This is a genomic window from Coprococcus sp. RTP21281st1_F1_RTP21281_210402, from assembly GCF_040915325.1.
Taxonomy (GTDB): domain Bacteria; phylum Bacillota; class Clostridia; order Lachnospirales; family Lachnospiraceae; genus Coprococcus; species Coprococcus aceti.
In genome coordinates, this window is record NZ_JBCPDQ010000007.1 from 20,947 (window position 1) to 36,319 (window position 15,373).

Consider the following 15,373-nt stretch of genomic DNA (forward strand, 5'->3'; position numbering starts at 1 on the left):
GCCACACACGGCATCATTGTTCAGCGCATTCCAATCATAATATATAAGCCCCTCGGCATTCACATAGTCTATCAGGGTGTTCATATCCACTCTGGATACCGTATTTGAACTGCCGCCCGGGAATCTGTAATATACACAATTTACACCTGTTACATCATACAATAAATTTCGCAATTCCTCAATATCTTCGGAGAAATCAGCAAGGCTTCCATATATTTTATCGTAATCATGGGTGTACGAATGAAGCCCCAGTGTATGTCCCCTATCCACTATATCCCGGTAGGCATCATAATAGCTCTTGTCGCGCCCCACGACAAAAAATGTTGCCTTCACATCGTATTTATCAAGGATATCCAGTATCTCCACTGTGTTCCCGGATGGCCCATCGTCAAATGTGAGATACGCCCTCTTCGTTATCTCCGGCTCCGCATCAGACTCCGTTTCGTCCTTCTCCGGCTGCATCTCCCCGGTATCATTTGCCCCATCCACCTCCGATGGTGTGCTCTCATCCGCCCCCAGGACATTTGCCTGCTGCCTGACCGGCCCTCCGGCAGTATAAAAGCCCCACCTCGACTGGCTGATTATGTAATAACAGCAGAAAATTATGGCAAGAAATATGGCAACCGCCAGCATAATATACTGCCATCTGTCAGTCACCTCCTGCACATTGTCAATTTTTTTCAAATGATCCTCGCCGCCTATAGCATTTTTTCTATTATATTATTTTTTATTTTTAATTATGTGTCTATTTTTTATGCCATGAATATTTCTCAGATATACGGAGAATATAAATAGCAAATATTAAAAAAAGGAGAACATGTACAATGAAAAAATACTTTTTACTTGTGATGTGTATGACACTCACCATGATCCTCTTCTGTGGTTGTGGCAATTCAAACGGTGCTTCAAGCACTGGCTCATCTTCAGCAGCCAGCACCCAGACAACATCTGAGGCTCAGAATGGTAACAGCTCTGAAGGAAACAGCACCGACTCATCTGACAAAGGCGTTGTAGGCGGAGCAGCCGACGCTGTAAAGGATGTCGCTGACGGCGTGGCCGACGGTGTAAAGGATGTCGCTGACGGCGTGGGAAACACCGTGTCAGGCATCTTCGGTTCATTCGATGATGCCCAGGACTGGTTCATGGATCAGCTTCCCGCAGGTGACGGAAGATTCGAGGTTGCCAACAGTGACAAGGATCTCACAGAATTTTCCGGTGGAAAAACAGGCTACCACATCGAGCTCCACGACAACAATAAAGAGGGCGACACCAAGGTCGGTGATTTCTATATCGACTCCAGCGATGGCAAGGTGTACAGATCCGATGAGCATGGGAAGACATTTGCAGAGTATGATTTCTCTGATTATAAATAGATGAAATATCCCGCATGAAAAAACAAGCGGCACGGAGGTATCTAAAAACCTCCATGCCGCTTTATTCTATGTTCTTATTCTGCCACATCCGCTGCATCATCAGCTTCAGTAACAGTCACTTGTTCGTCTTCACCCTTCTTGTCTGAGCTCAGCATCTCTCCTGTGAGCGGATTGATCTTGACTCCCATCTCCGACGCAATGAGATTGTACATGTCAAACTCTCTGTCTCTGGCATCCTTCTTTCTGGCCTTTACGCCCCTGGATCTGACCAGCTCCACTATTCCGAATCCGATCATCAGTATGCCGAAGAATATGAAGCCCGCCATATTTTTTGAAAAAAATGCATGAGCCACACTTATTGCGCCTATTCCGATCATCACGATACCCATAACGAAATTGAACATATATGCTTTACCGCCTTTCACCAATCATCTGTTTACAAACGCATCTATGCCCGCCTTCTCGAGCATTCTGTCGTATTGCTCATACATATACTGGACACTGTTCTCAAGAAGATGATAGTGCATTATGTATGGAACAAGCAGCACCATGAATGCAAGTGCAAGTATCAGCAGCGATATATTGGCCGTCACGACAAATGTTATACATGTTGCAACCGTCAATACGGCAAACAATACCAGCACTATGAGGTGGATAAGTCTCTCATGCATGAAAAATCCTACCTGCGTGAGATGTCTCTCTGCCTCCCGTGCAAAGTCCACATCATTCCTCTTTAAAAGCTCATCAATATATGTTATATACCGGCGTATCCTCTTTGCCATCTGCCGCATCTTCCTTTCCTGATCCCTGCCGAACCGTCAGGCTAGTTCATCACCTTGTTCATAAAGTGCTCCCACTGTGCGATCACCTTATCATAGTAAAAACTCAGAACATAGGATTCCTCATCCACATCTATTATCATCTGATAGCATTTTCTGTCAGCATTCTCCGAAGACTTGAGCATCTCCTTTGGCTGGCCCGAATAAAATACAACCTTGCCCTCAAAGCTCTTCAGCACATCCTCATAGTCCGCCCTGTCCACAGGCTTATCCGGTACTGACTCCTGGAGGACATCGTTCGCATCGTAATACTTATGACCCTCGAGCAGAAGTGCCTCGATCTCAGGCTCAGTGAATCTGACCTGCATATCACTGGCATATCTGTCAGTATAGAGCTCATTTGCAGAGTTGTCCTCTCTGACTACCGCGCCGTCAAATTCAAATTCCAGGATTCCCTGCTTCTCCGAATATATACATCTGATCAGAGTCGCATCCCTGAAAGAGAGCGTCTCGATCTCATCTACACTCTTGTACTTCATATCTGTATCTCCAACTAGTCCATTGCCTTCTTGATGGCCGCAAGAAGCTCATCGTATGTCTCAAATGCCTCAAGATCAGGATTATCCGCCTTGATCTGATCTGTGCTCTTGAACAGGAAGCCTGCCTTGCTCGCATAGATCATTCCCAGATCGTTGTGGCTGTCACCGCTTGCTATAGTGTCGTAGCCGATTGACTGCAGAGCCTTGACTGTTGTGAGCTTCGACTGTGGGCATCTCATCTTGAAGCCTGTGATCTCACCGTCATCTGCAACGATCAGCTCATTACAGAATATTGTAGGATAACCGAGCTTCTTCATGAGAGGGCCTGCAAACTGTGAAAATGTATCGCTTATGATTATCACCTGTCCTATGGATCTCAGCTCATCCAGAAACTCCTTTGCTCCAGGGATAGGATCTATCTTTGCTATAGTCTCCTGTATCTCCTTGAGTCCAAGTCCGTGCTCCTTAAGTATACCAAGTCTCCAGTTCATGAGCTTATCGTAGTCAGGCTCATCCCTTGTTGTTCTCTTAAGCTCAGGTATTCCGCTTGCCTCCGCAAATGCGATCCAAATCTCAGGCACCAGTACTCCCTCTAAATCAAGACATGTTATATACATATTATATTATCCTCCGTTCTTATAAATAGTGTGAATTAATGCATGTCATACTCCTCCCGTTTCTGACCACACAGATGCATTATAGCACAGTATCACGCAGACTAACAATCACTACTTTCAGGCATTTGCCCGGACTTCTTCCATCTGTCCAGAGCGTATCCATAATCCCGGATTATCATGTCGAGCTGCACCCTTTCCGTCACTCTCATGTGGCTTCCCTTCAGGTATACTCCGTCCATGAAACCGGTCCGTATCGTCATTCCGCACTCACCTCTCATCGCAGCCGGTCTCTTCACCACACTTGCACCCGCCGCCTTCTGAAGCTCTTCGTACCTTTCATAATTCTTCTGCCATGCCCTCATATAGGTCTCAACTTTCCTTCCCGGAATATTGACCCTCACTCCACCATAGCGTCCATCCGGCCCCGGGAAGAAATACTCTATCCTGAAGTCATTCTCACTTATTATTAGCGTACCGCCGCTCGCCAGCTCTTCTCTGCATGTTCTTCCCATAACTTATCCTCACACATTCCTGAGACTTTCAAATGTATTGTAAATGTTCAGCAGGCCATATCCCCACTCGGGATTCGGATACTGCCTGATCTCCAAAAGCCCGCCCGAACTTCCCGGTCTCACCGCTCCCCTTATCAGGTAGCCCCTTATCTGGTTGCCGTTTATATTCCTTATCATCTTTCTCCCATACGACCACTCAAGCATGATGGCACTGCAGCCCGCAGTGTATGAAGCCGCCACTGAGGTGCCGCTTCTTATAACCGTCTCCCCGCTGGCTCCTTCTCCCCTTATATTCACTCCGGGAGCGAGAAGATCCGGTTTCACCCTGCCGTCCGCCGTATAGCCTCTGCTGTTGTCTATATACAGATTACCATTTGAGTGATCATATGCGCAAGTGCATATCGCAGTCTCCGCCACCGCCGGGCTGGTTATGGTCACCCCCGGATCACTTGACACAAATCTCGTCCCCGGGGATACAAAGCTGCTTATGGGCAGCCACGCGTTAAAGCTGAGCTCCGTGGTTCCAACACCGTACACCCTTATCCGCCATATACCATTTGCCGGGGTTATAAATCTGAGCATGATGAGCTCCTGCCCAGCAGAATCCTCTATGAGAAAATAGTCGACATATATCATTCCACCCCCAAATATCGGACGGATGATCGAGCTCCTGTCATACCTCGGCGATATCCTCTCTATAAATTCCCCGCCGGGAATCTCTATGGCCACCGAGTAGGTATTGGTGGACTTACCCCATATCTCAAGTGTAAAGCTGTTGCGATCTGCCACATCGATCTCAACGACATCGTATGCCCCTGTGACGATCCCGGAATAATGATGTCCTGCTCTCCCCTCGTTGCCACCGGCAGCAGATACCGCAAGCCCCTGAAGCTCTCCTATGTTGTTTATATATTTGTCAAGTGCTTCCGCCCCCGTATGGCTTCCACTGTTGGTCCCAAGCGTCACGAGTATGCTCATAGGCATGCGCAGCTTTTTCTGCTGCTCAAGCAGATATGCTATCGCTGTCATTATGTCAACCTCACTGTACGCATTTGCATCCGATGGAATACCATAAAAACTGCGTAGATTCTGCTTTGCCTGCTTTAACTTCACCACCACCAGGTCTGCCGACGGAGCCACACTCACAGCCGTTCCCGCGCAGAAGCTTCCATGCCCGGTGGTATCCGTCAATATCCTTTGTCTCTCATCCACAGCAGCCTGTATCTCCTCCGTGCTATACTCCCTGCCGTAGCCGTATGATGCGTTGTCAGCCTCCTCCACTGTCTGATCCCACGCCGCAAGTATCTTTGTCTTACCCCCATCCCGCACAAATGAACTGCCAAATATATCGATCCCCGTATCGACGATGCCAAGCAGTATCCCCTTTCCGGTGAGTCCGAGTATATTTTCCTGCTGGATATTGATAACCCCTATAGCCTCAAGAGCCCCCACATCGTCCATCAGACCGTACACTTTTGGGAAAAGATTGTACTCAAGCCTTGAAAAACTCTCCATATACCCGGCCGGAAACGGCTGATATGCCACCGCATATCTGTCGTCTATTATGTTGAGCCCGTATGGCTGATACAGATCCATCAGAACTTCCCTGTCTCCGTTGTATTCTATTATATATTCCACATAATCCTCTGAGTAAACAGCATCTGATATCACCGCACATCCCTCCAGGGGCAATCTATATAGTATATGCAGCAAATTCCGAATCTTTACACAAAAATACCGCAGCACGGAAATTTCTCCGGCTGCGGTATGTCTCCATCTGTACATTATATGTACCGGCTATATTCTATTTTATTGTTTTGTATCAATATACTTCTGAACCTGCTGCTTCAGGATATTGAACTGGCATGGACCTGTCTCGAGAACGACTGTATTGAACTCCTTCAAGTCAAACTTTGATCCAAGCTGTTCCTCAGCATAATCCCTGATCTCCTGCATCTCATAGAAGCCTGTTGAATAACTCTGGTATACGGCAGGATCACCTATCATGGTAGTATACAGATCGTCGGCAGCATCGCCGTTGAATCCCTTTTCATTCAGGTAATCTTTTGCTTCCTGCAGTGACCAGCCCTCATAGTTGATTCCTATATCGATTCTTCCACTTATGAGATAATTGATCTCATCGTTTAACCTGTACAGTTTTGCAACGGTGTCCGAATCAGATGCCCCATCAAATGTGTAATAGTTTATGGCATCATAGCACGCATACATTGCCCAGCCCTCCTTGTATCCAAGGAAGCTTAATATGGTACGTACCGGTTCAGGATCTGTTGACATGTAGTATGCATTCTGCAGCATGTGTCCCGGATATCCCTCATGGGCAAGTGTGGTCCACATACCATCCGTATGTTTGCCATTTACCCTGATAAGGTTGTTGTCCTGGTCATCGATCGCAGGTGACATATAGTATGCCAGCGTATTCTCCTGAATATCCTCAAGGCTCTTATCAAGCTTCTTCGCCTGATACTTTATCTCTCCAAAGTCTGGGTAGTTCTTGGTGGCTGTATTCATGAGTATATCTATTATTTCTGAAGGCTCCTTTGAGTCACTGTCTCCAAAGAGGTCATCGTAGTGCTCCACAAAATATTCATATGAATCGTACTGTGTCATGGCTATGGAATACAGATCTGTCATGAGATCTGACAGGTTGTCATCCAGCATCTGTGCCACTTCCTCAGGTGTCTTATCAGTTCCCGCAGCGTCCTTCAAAAGGTAAGCGTAATACTCTTTACCACCTTCATAGCCACACACACCGCCCTGGTTCTTACCGGTTCCCTTGAGCGATGACAGCACATCTATAACATCCTCATATGCAGGTATAAGACTTTCCGCAACGGCCTTCTTATTCTGTTCCTCAAAGTCCGCTATCTCGTCCGCAGTCAGGAAGTCCAGCGCCTCGATGTTATCGTTGAACACCTGTATCATGAAGTGATTGTCCTTGTCCTTGATGAAGTCTTCGCACTGCTCGATGACCTTATCGCACACGGAATCACTCATAAAATATCCCTTCTCGGACTTTGTCTTCTCAAACTCTAGATTGTCATCAAAATAATCCCTTACCATTCCAAGCACCTGGAGATATCTCTCCACATCACCCTTGTCGTCAAAACGGTAGTCTGTGAAATATGTGGATATATTCGACTGCAGTCCCTTCATAGGTGAGAACGGCTCGCTGAGGTATATGTTCAGATAACCCTCTGACTCCGTCTCCAGATACTGATTAAGTATATCGTATGTGAGCTGCTGGCTCTCCGTGAGATCGTCCCTGTCAAATGACTTGAGCTTGTCAAAGGACTCATCAAACTCAGCCTTACGTTTTTTGATTCCCTCATCGCTCATATCCGAATCGCCCAGAGATACCTCCGGCTCAGGAATACCAAGGGCATCCCCATCCTTTATCTCATAGTTGTACGAGAGTGTGTCCGATGTCACACTGTCCACATACTCATCGTGCAGATATTCCTCGAACTCCTTCTGCACCTTTGTGTAGTCGTCCGCATTATCCTTTATTGTTCCTGTGATAGTCTTCTCATCAAACATATGAGAAGTACATGCAGTCATCGACATGGCCATGGCTCCGACAACAGCAGCCACGACAAATCTTCTCATATTCTTTTTGAATCTGGTCATACATCTACTCCTTACTTAATATATTGTCCCTTCACATAACCTATCTACACATTGTATGCCATAAACCATACTATTGTCCATTTATTTTATGTTAAGGTTACAATATACCGAGTCCGTCCAGAACAACCTTTACTCCTATGAGTATAAGTATGATACCTCCGGCAAGCTCAGCCTTTGACTTGTACTTTGTTCCGAATATACTTCCGATCTTCACTCCGACCGCTGAACATATGAATGTGATACATCCTATGAATAATACCGCAAGTATGATATACAGAGTGGACAGCTTGAGGAATGCAAATGACACTCCAACCGCCAGTGCGTCTATGCTGGTTGCAACCGCCAGAAGGAACATGACCTTAAAGCTCATATCTGCATCTACTTCCTCTTCCTCGCCAAACGACTCCTTGATCATGCTTCCGCCGATGAACAGGAGGAGCACAAATGCGATCCAGTGTGACCATTTGCTTACCAGATCTGCAAAAAAGCTTCCGAGGACATATCCTACCGTCGGCATAAGTGCCTGAAATCCTCCAAACCACGCACCTGCGATAAGCATGTGCTTCACCTTGATGTTGCGCAGGGACAACCCCTTACAGATAGACACGGCAAATGCATCCATTGAAAGACCAACTGCCAACAGGAATAACTCTGCAATACTCATAATTTTTCTCCTTGATATAGATTTGACGGATGCAGTCACAGACACATATAAAAAGAGACCTCCCGGGCAGCTAAAAGCTGTCCAGAAAGTCTCATCATCTACAGTAATACCAGATTCACGCCATCATCGACCGATGGTTGCCAATCATTATGTTGATATCACAACGCAAGCTCTGCGCTGACTACTCCCTTAATGAACGGTGATATTCTAGCATATTGATAAAATATTATCAAGTAGCATTTTCCTGTTATCGCATTATTGTCATTACAGATCTGTTCAGTCCTGCTTATCGATCTGAGTTGCGCTTGCCTCCTCAAGTGCCGGTGTTCCGCGCAGTTCTATGATAGGGCTTCCCTTGCCCTTTATATAATCACCTGTGATGGTCACCCTTCCTATGGTGTCATCCCTTGGGATCTGGTACATGATATCCAGCATGAATTTCTCTATAATTGCACGCAATGCTCTGGCTCCCGTCTTCCTCTTGATCGCCTCCTCGGCTATCGCCTCGTATGCCGAATCGTCAAATCTAAGATCCACCTCATCCAGTGCAAGGAGCTTCTTATACTGCTTTAATATCGCATTCTTAGGCTCTTTGAGTATGCTCACGTACATATCCTTGTCCAACGCATCAAGTGTGAAGAGTACCGGAAGTCTTCCAAGGAACTCAGGTATCATGCCAAACTCACGGAGATCCTCGGTTGTAACCTGTCTCAGCAGATTCGGATCATCATCATATTTGTCCTTGAGCTCAGCCTTAAAGCCCATTGACGCCTGCCTGCTTATTCTCTGCTTTATAATCTCCTCTATATCAGGGAATGCTCCACCACATATAAAGAGGATGTTTCTTGTGTTGATCGTAGTCATAGGAACCATGGCATTCTTGCTTCCTGATCCAACAGGCACCTCGACATCTGCGCCCTCGAGGAGCTTCAGCAGTCCCTGCTGTACGGATTCACCGCTCACATCCCTGCTGTTGCTGTTCTGCTTCTTGGCGATCTTGTCTATCTCATCTATGAACACGATTCCTCTCTCTGCCTTCTCCACATCATTGTCGGCGGCGGCGAGAAGCTTTGACAGAACACTCTCAACATCATCGCCTATATAACCGGCCTCTGTAAGAGTTGTCGCATCAGTTATTGCGAGAGGCACCTTGAGAAGTCTTGCTATGGTCTTGACTATATATGTCTTACCACAGCCTGTAGGTCCCACCATCAGCATGTTGGACTTCTCTATCTCTATATCATCCATGGTATCTGTGAGAACCCTCTTATAATGATTGTATACAGCCACGGATATAACCTTCTTGGCATATTCCTGTCCCACAACATACTCGTCCAGCATAGCCTTGATCTTATGAGGAGCCGGAATTGTCTTAAGCGTGAGTTCTTCCTCCTGCTTCTTTTCCTTTGGCGCCTTCTTCTTGACTTTCTGTGACTTTGGCACGTCATTCTGTGCCTTGAACTTGGACATATCTATATTGCCAAATGGCATATTTGTCAGATCTATGAACTGCATATTGCCAAGCCCCGGCATGTTGCCAAACCCGGAATTGTTGAAGCTGTCAAATGATCTCTGCATGCAGTCTGCACATATATTTATATCTCCAGGCATATGTATCAGCTTGCCGGCCACGCTCTCCGGTCTCCTGCACAGGTAGCAGTATTTCTCGTAATCGTCATCGTTGTCCTTATCATCCGATGCATGTCCATCGGTATCCACCGTATCCGGTGTCTTCTTATCTATATCATCATAATTCTCTGCCATATCTCATTTTCCTTTCCTGATTATACATATAGTCTCAGTCAGAAATATAATAACACACATATACCACATTTACCAACACCTGCAAATATGAAATTACTGTAAATTAACCGCTGGCACGCAGCGCCGCCCCGCTTCTGTCCTTAATATTATTAAGTCATTTGTCTGTTTTTTGTATTATTTTACCGCTGGCATCTTTCGAATCGTTTTAAAATTTCGGCATTTGCGAAGTGCTATGGAATTGGATTTTTCGCTATGCTATAATCATAAAAAATAAATCTAACGGGTAAAAGGAGGACTGTATTTATGAAGAAACTTGAAATCGTAGTTCGTTCAGAAAAGCTTGATGATGTAAAGTCAATACTTGATGAGTGTGAATCAACAGGTGCCATGGTATCAAACATCATGGGTTACGGTAATCAGAAGGGATATAAGACAACTTACAGAGGAAGCGAATATGTTGTAAACCTTATTCCAAAGGTAAAGATCGAGACCATAGCAGCAGACGATGTTGCGGACAAGATCATTTTCAAGGTTTGCGAGAGAATATCCACAGGTAAGATCGGTGATGGTAAGATCTTCGTATATGATGTGGCAGATGTCGTTCGTATCCGTACAGGCGAGCGTGGAGAGACAGCGCTCTAATAAGCACAGGTATCCAGTATCATTCCTTTTTCTAAATTGGCAGGCAGTGGCATTTGTCCACTGCCTGTTTTTTATCGTTCAGCTCTGTCTCCCAGTATCTTCAGCAGACTCCCCGGGGTCATCCCTGTATACCACTTAAACTCTCTCTGGAAATGCGCCTGGTCAGAATATCCCATGTCATCCATATAATCCGTGACATGTCCGCCCGGATGCTCCAGCATTTTTCTCACAGTCTCCCTGATCCTCACGATGCGGGCAAACCTCTTGGGGCTGACCCCCAGCTCCTCCACAAATCTCCTATGCACATGTCTAACGGTGCATCCCATCTGCTCAGCAAGCTCTAATATGCTTATCTTCCCTTTTGCCGCATATATGACATCCGCCTGTTTCACGATGTCCGAATCAGCCATGCCATTCCTCTGCCACAACGATCCGCATTTCTCTATATGCTCCGTGATCTCCTCTGTCGCACTCTCTATCGGATCTTCTGCACCATTTCCTGTAAATGCATGATCAGCCGTCAGCAGTTTTTCAAGCAGACGCATATCTTGGGTATCCAGAGTCTCCCTGCCAAATCCAAGATCCTGCTCCACAGATATGAAGCTGCAACTCTCCTCAATGCAAACAGCCGCCTCCAGTTCACCCGGATACACCCTTTTGATGTGTCCATCCATACATATCACACATATCCCAGCATTCTCCTGTGGCACTATTCTCAGCCCACCCAAGCTGTAACCAGCTCTCACATACACAGACTTCTCATTCTTTTCTATTAAATTAGTATGTACTTCACTGCAAAAATTAACATTCAATAAAATCTGACTATCCATACGCCATCTCCGCATAACTTTATTTATCTTTACCGTATCTTTGCTTTATTATATTAAGTCCGCGCAAAATATAATAAGGTTTATCGTTCCACGTCCGATTTTTTCAATATTTTACCATATCTCAATACTATACTCAACCCAAGTTAGTAATTGAGGTGTGGCACTGAGATACTTATTATCAGTCATATCTCAGTGACGTACGATCAGATATAATGTGCACAAAGATGTGTTTTGTCAGGAGCATACCTGGCGGGACGCATCTTTTTTTATTATCTGATCACTTCCACAACTACAATGTATTAAAAGGAGGAATGATTATGGAAGACGTAAGCACAATTGTATTTGGAGTATGGTTCCTTGTCGGAGCCGCACTGGTATTCTGGATGCAGGCCGGATTTGCAATGGTTGAGGCCGGTTTCACAAGAGCCAAGAATGCCGGAAACATTATAATGAAGAATCTCATGGATTTCTGTCTCGGTACAGTTTCATTCATGATCCTCGGTTCATCACTTCTGCTCGGCAGCAGTGACTGGGCACTCGGAGGTTTCATCGGAAAACCATCATGGGATTTGTTCCTTCACTTTGAAAACTATAACTGGTCAAGCTTCGTATTCAACCTTGTGTTCTGTGCAACAGCAGCAACCATCGTGTCAGGAGCTATGGCAGAGAGAACAAAGTTCTCTGCATATTGTGTATACTCAGCTATCATCTCACTGCTGATATATCCTATTGAGGCTCACTGGATCTGGAATCCAGGTGGCTGGCTTGTAAAACTTGGCTTCCATGATTTTGCCGGTTCATGTGCCATCCATATGGTAGGTGGAATCTCAGCACTGATTGGTGCCGCATTACTTGGACCTCGTATCGGAAAGTTCAATAAGGATGAGAATGGCAAAGTAGTAAAGGTTCACACCTTCCCAGGTCATAACCTTCCACTCGGCGCACTCGGTGTATTCATCCTGTGGTTCGGCTGGTACGGATTCAATGGTGCAGCCGCAACATCTGTTGAGCAGTTAGGTTCTATCTTCCTCACTACTACTATCGCACCTGCACTTGCAACAGTTTCATGTATGATATTTACATGGCTCAAATATGGCAAGCCTGATGTGTCAATGTGTCTCAACGCTTCACTCGCTGGTCTCGTTGCCATCACAGCTCCTTGTGATACAGTCGATGCTTTCGGCTCAGCTATCATCGGTATCGTTGCCGGACTTCTCGTAGTATTCGGAGTATGGCTCTGTGACCACGCATTACATGTTGACGATCCTGTCGGTGCCGTAGCCGTACATGGTGTAAATGGTATCTGGGGAACAATCGCTGTAGGTCTCTTCTCCACAACAACTGTTCCTGGAAATGATACATTAAACGGTCTGTTCTACGGCGGTGGCATTCATCCACTTCTCATCCAGTTACTTGGATTTGCAGCAGTTGCAGCATGGACAGCAGTTACGATCACCATCGTATTCCTGATCATCAAGAAGACTATGGGACTTAGAGTATCTGAGGAGGAAGAGATCAAGGGACTTGATCCTACAGAGCATGGTCTTCCTACAGCATACGCAGATTTCCTGACAACAAAGTAATTCATAATATATAGTATTATCTGCAAGCAAAAAGCCTGTGGTATGAATCAAAGTTCATATCACAGGCTTTTTAATATATTCACATCCACATGCCATGTATAAGCAGTATATGCGGATTCTTCCTGTCTCCATACTCGTGTATTGTCATCTCTTACCCCCTGTAAAAGCATTAGTTAGATTGTCCTAACCTATGACATATTATCACAGAAAGGCACTTATATACAACACAATATTGCACAAAGAAAAAAGATCCCAGTCATTACGACCGGGATCCGTCTTAAAACAAACATCTATAGATTAAAGACTGTAAGAACCTGATTCTCCATCAGCTGTATAATATACCATGCCTGTTTCTGGCTGGTAGTATACGTTCAATTCCTTAACTGTCTTATTGCCAATAACTTCCTTCACCTTAGCAACGATTGCTGCCATCTTGATCTGACCGCCAGCGAACTCAACAAATACATTCTCTGTTGTCTTAGCTGGAGCTGCCTTCTTTGCTGTAGCCTTCTTTGCAGGTGCTGCTGCCTTTGTCTCTTCCTTCTTAGCTGGTGCTGTTTTCTTTGCAGGTGCTGCCTTTGGCTCTTCCTTAACTGGAGCTGCCTTCTTTGCAGGTGCTGCCTTTGTCTCTGTAGCTGCTGTCTTCTTTGCAGCTTCCTCTTTCTTAACTGCCTCAACCTTAGCAAGTGCTGCTGCAGGTGTTGCCTTTGTTACCTTCTTTGTCTCATCTGCCTTCTTTGCTGTAGCCATGATTCTTTCCTCCCAAATAAAAAGTATCTATGTAATCTTATGTATTTATTTTCAAGCTAGGTTGATATTACTCCATTTTTTATATTTTTTCAATATAACCAAATTCTTTTCTCCCTTTTGTATCGTTTTGGGAATTGATTTACAATAAATGGCAACACTTTACACAAAAAGGCGGTCACAGATCGTTGTAAATCCGTGACCGCTTTTGTCATTTTGTACAAATACACACACTAATTCGTGAGAATATTAACCACTTCACTCAATTTCATTCCGTTTGATCCCTTCAAAAGCACTATATCCTCAGGCTTCATGAGCGCCATAAGGTATATCGCGATCTCCTCCGTGTCAGTGAATGACACAGTCTTGGCATACTTCGTATCACAGGCATCCAGAGCTTCCTTGATCTTCTGGGCATGCTCTCCGATGACTATGACCTCATCTATCTTCTTATCTCTGAGATACTCTCCGACTTCATAGTGGTACTCATCGCTCTTCTCTCCGAGCTCAAGCATATCGCCGAGCACGATATACTTCTTGCCCTCGCACTTCATGTCACAGAGGACATCGGTGCTAGCCTTCATGGAATCAGGGCTTGCATTGTATGTATCGTCTATGATCGTGTATTTGCCAGGAAGCTTGATGACCTTCTGTCTGAGACCTCTGAAATTCTCAAATGCCTTCGACGACTTCTCATATGGAACTCCAAGCTGATGCGACACAGCCATGGCCACCAATGAATTGCGCACGTTGTGCAGTCCCATCACTCCTACCTTGACAGTTACAACGTCATCCCCATGTACCATATCGTATACAGAATATCCATCCTCCATGCGGATGTTAGTTGCTCTGAAGTCCATGCCCTCGCCGCAGCCATATGTGTATACCTTACATGGTATCTCATCCTTGACCGCATACAGCATAGGATCATCACCGTTGATATACAGTGTTCCATTCTCGCCCATGCCCTTGATGATGCTGAGCTTCTCCTTGCGGGTGTTCTCCAGTGAACCCATATATTCTATATGTGCAACGCCTATGGTCGTTATAACGCATATATCCGGCTGAGCTATATCAGTGAGGATGTCCATCTCACCCGGCTCGCCGATTCCAAGCTCAAGAACAGCCACATCGTACTCGTCTGTCATCCTTGACACCGTGATAGGCTCGCCATACACCGAATTATAATTGCCCTCTGTGTGGAAGCACTTCATTCCAGCACTGACAGCCGCTGTGATCATCTCTCTTGTCGTGGTCTTGCCCACGCTTCCTGTAACCGCCACAACAGGCATATCGTATCTGTTCCTTATATACTTTCCAATGGCCTGCAATGCCTTAACAGTATCATCCACCCTGATATACGCCTTGTCCGACACCACAACATTGTCATGCTCCGATGTGAGTGTGGCTGCTGCAGTCTGAAGTGCTGATTCTATAAATCTGTGTCCGTCGGTTCTTGTTCCTATGATTGGAACGAACAGATCGCCCTCCTTGGCCTCCTTAGAGTTTATACAGATGTCAGTGAGAACAGTGTTCTCATCTCCGCAGAGGAGTACGCCTCCTGTAGCTTCCAGAATATTTTTTACTGTTATATCTACCATCACTATCCCCTTTTTTTCATATTGATAAAATATATACAACCGGGCTTTACCGCCGCTCCGGCTTCATCAGGTGT

The 15,373-nt window shown here is 45.5% G+C and carries 15 protein-coding genes and 1 pseudogene; 3 read left to right on the top strand and 13 right to left on the bottom strand.

Annotated elements, in window-relative coordinates; genetic code table 11:
* Positions 1-684 (bottom strand): polysaccharide deacetylase family protein (locus AB5150_RS10900; protein ID WP_368291865.1); only part of this gene is annotated, 684 nt, incomplete at its 3' end.
* A 140-nt stretch (positions 685-824) separates the two neighbouring features.
* On the opposite strand from AB5150_RS10900, the gene AB5150_RS10905 reads away from it, so the two are divergent.
* Entirely contained in the window at positions 825-1,373 is a 549-nt protein-coding gene (locus AB5150_RS10905; RefSeq protein WP_055280498.1) for a hypothetical protein, read from the top strand.
* Positions 1,374-1,447: 74 nt separating this feature from the next.
* Here the strand turns inward: AB5150_RS10905 and AB5150_RS10910 are convergent, their stop codons facing one another.
* The 9 genes from AB5150_RS10910 to clpX form a co-directional block, all read right to left on the bottom strand.
* Complete coding sequence (locus tag AB5150_RS10910) at positions 1,448-1,777, bottom strand: DUF308 domain-containing protein (protein ID WP_368291867.1); 330 nt, start codon at positions 1,775-1,777, stop codon at positions 1,448-1,450.
* A gap of 24 nt (positions 1,778-1,801) precedes the next feature.
* The gene (locus tag AB5150_RS10915; RefSeq protein WP_368291869.1) at positions 1,802-2,155 is read right to left on the bottom strand and encodes a hypothetical protein; all 354 of its coding nucleotides are present in this window, start codon (positions 2,153-2,155) and stop codon (positions 1,802-1,804) included.
* Positions 2,156-2,196: 41 nt separating this feature from the next.
* Positions 2,197-2,691, bottom strand: coding sequence for a hypothetical protein (locus AB5150_RS10920; protein ID WP_015533893.1), 495 nt, complete (start codon positions 2,689-2,691; stop codon positions 2,197-2,199).
* Positions 2,692-2,705: 14 nt separating this feature from the next.
* Entirely contained in the window at positions 2,706-3,308 is a 603-nt protein-coding gene (gene thrH / locus AB5150_RS10925; RefSeq protein WP_015533894.1) for a bifunctional phosphoserine phosphatase/homoserine phosphotransferase ThrH, read from the bottom strand.
* Between the two features lie 101 nt (positions 3,309-3,409).
* A complete protein-coding gene (locus AB5150_RS10930; RefSeq protein ID WP_015533895.1) occupies positions 3,410-3,820 on the bottom strand; it encodes a hypothetical protein in 411 nt (136 codons plus the stop codon).
* 9 nt (positions 3,821-3,829) lie between these two features.
* A complete protein-coding gene (locus tag AB5150_RS10935; RefSeq protein WP_022215925.1) occupies positions 3,830-5,491 on the bottom strand; it encodes a S8 family peptidase in 1,662 nt (553 codons plus the stop codon).
* Between the two features lie 138 nt (positions 5,492-5,629).
* Positions 5,630-7,468: a DUF885 domain-containing protein gene (locus tag AB5150_RS10940; protein ID WP_368291870.1), complete on the bottom strand. Its 1,839-nt coding sequence runs from the start codon at positions 7,466-7,468 to the stop codon at positions 5,630-5,632.
* 97 nt (positions 7,469-7,565) lie between these two features.
* Entirely contained in the window at positions 7,566-8,132 is a 567-nt protein-coding gene (locus tag AB5150_RS10945) for a manganese efflux pump MntP family protein (RefSeq protein WP_015533897.1), read from the bottom strand.
* Positions 8,133-8,408: 276 nt separating this feature from the next.
* On the bottom strand, positions 8,409-9,896 hold the full coding sequence (clpX, locus tag AB5150_RS10950) for an ATP-dependent Clp protease ATP-binding subunit ClpX (RefSeq protein WP_022215922.1): 1,488 nt from the start codon (positions 9,894-9,896) through the stop codon (positions 8,409-8,411).
* A 303-nt stretch (positions 9,897-10,199) separates the two neighbouring features.
* Between clpX and AB5150_RS10955 the strand changes: the two genes are divergently transcribed.
* The gene (locus tag AB5150_RS10955; RefSeq protein WP_015533899.1) at positions 10,200-10,538 is read left to right on the top strand and encodes a P-II family nitrogen regulator; all 339 of its coding nucleotides are present in this window, start codon (positions 10,200-10,202) and stop codon (positions 10,536-10,538) included.
* Between the two features lie 71 nt (positions 10,539-10,609).
* On the opposite strand, the gene AB5150_RS10960 is transcribed toward AB5150_RS10955, so the two are convergent.
* A complete protein-coding gene (locus tag AB5150_RS10960) occupies positions 10,610-11,368 on the bottom strand; it encodes a helix-turn-helix transcriptional regulator (RefSeq protein ID WP_022215920.1) in 759 nt (252 codons plus the stop codon).
* Between the two features lie 311 nt (positions 11,369-11,679).
* Here AB5150_RS10960 and AB5150_RS10965 point away from each other — a divergent pair.
* A pseudogene (locus AB5150_RS10965) lies at positions 11,680-12,936 on the top strand (ammonium transporter); the annotation flags it as partial.
* A 312-nt stretch (positions 12,937-13,248) separates the two neighbouring features.
* Here the strand turns inward: AB5150_RS10965 and AB5150_RS10970 are convergent.
* Together AB5150_RS10970 and murF are read right to left on the bottom strand one after the other, a co-directional pair.
* A complete protein-coding gene (locus AB5150_RS10970) occupies positions 13,249-13,701 on the bottom strand; it encodes a DUF6465 family protein (protein ID WP_022215918.1) in 453 nt (150 codons plus the stop codon).
* Positions 13,702-13,931: 230 nt separating this feature from the next.
* Positions 13,932-15,299 carry a UDP-N-acetylmuramoyl-tripeptide--D-alanyl-D-alanine ligase gene (murF, locus tag AB5150_RS10975; RefSeq protein WP_055146921.1) on the bottom strand — a complete coding sequence of 456 codons (1,368 nt, stop codon included), beginning with the start codon at positions 15,297-15,299 and terminating at the stop codon, positions 13,932-13,934.
* Positions 15,300-15,373: the final 74 nt, after the last annotated feature.

Excerpts from the sequence above, each read along its gene's own strand:
- AB5150_RS10930 (WP_015533895.1), bottom strand. The coding sequence starts at position 3,820 with ATGGGAAGAACATGCAGAGAAGAGCTGGCGAGCGGCGGTACGCTAATA.
- AB5150_RS10920 (WP_015533893.1), bottom strand. The coding sequence starts at position 2,691 with ATGAAGTACAAGAGTGTAGATGAGATCGAGACGCTCTCTTTCAGGGAT.
- AB5150_RS10970 (WP_022215918.1), bottom strand. The coding sequence starts at position 13,701 with ATGGCTACAGCAAAGAAGGCAGATGAGACAAAGAAGGTAACAAAGGCA.
- AB5150_RS10940 (WP_368291870.1), bottom strand. The coding sequence starts at position 7,468 with ATGACCAGATTCAAAAAGAATATGAGAAGATTTGTCGTGGCTGCTGTT.
- AB5150_RS10945 (WP_015533897.1), bottom strand. The coding sequence starts at position 8,132 with ATGAGTATTGCAGAGTTATTCCTGTTGGCAGTTGGTCTTTCAATGGAT.
- thrH (WP_015533894.1), bottom strand. The coding sequence starts at position 3,308 with ATGTATATAACATGTCTTGATTTAGAGGGAGTACTGGTGCCTGAGATT.
- AB5150_RS10910 (WP_368291867.1), bottom strand. The coding sequence starts at position 1,777 with ATGTTCAATTTCGTTATGGGTATCGTGATGATCGGAATAGGCGCAATA.
- murF (WP_055146921.1), bottom strand. The coding sequence starts at position 15,299 with ATGGTAGATATAACAGTAAAAAATATTCTGGAAGCTACAGGAGGCGTA.
- clpX (WP_022215922.1), bottom strand. The coding sequence starts at position 9,896 with ATGGCAGAGAATTATGATGATATAGATAAGAAGACACCGGATACGGTG.
- AB5150_RS10960 (WP_022215920.1), bottom strand. The coding sequence starts at position 11,368 with ATGGATAGTCAGATTTTATTGAATGTTAATTTTTGCAGTGAAGTACAT.
- AB5150_RS10955 (WP_015533899.1), top strand. The coding sequence starts at position 10,200 with ATGAAGAAACTTGAAATCGTAGTTCGTTCAGAAAAGCTTGATGATGTA.
- AB5150_RS10905 (WP_055280498.1), top strand. The coding sequence starts at position 825 with ATGAAAAAATACTTTTTACTTGTGATGTGTATGACACTCACCATGATC.
- AB5150_RS10915 (WP_368291869.1), bottom strand. The coding sequence starts at position 2,155 with ATGGCAAAGAGGATACGCCGGTATATAACATATATTGATGAGCTTTTA.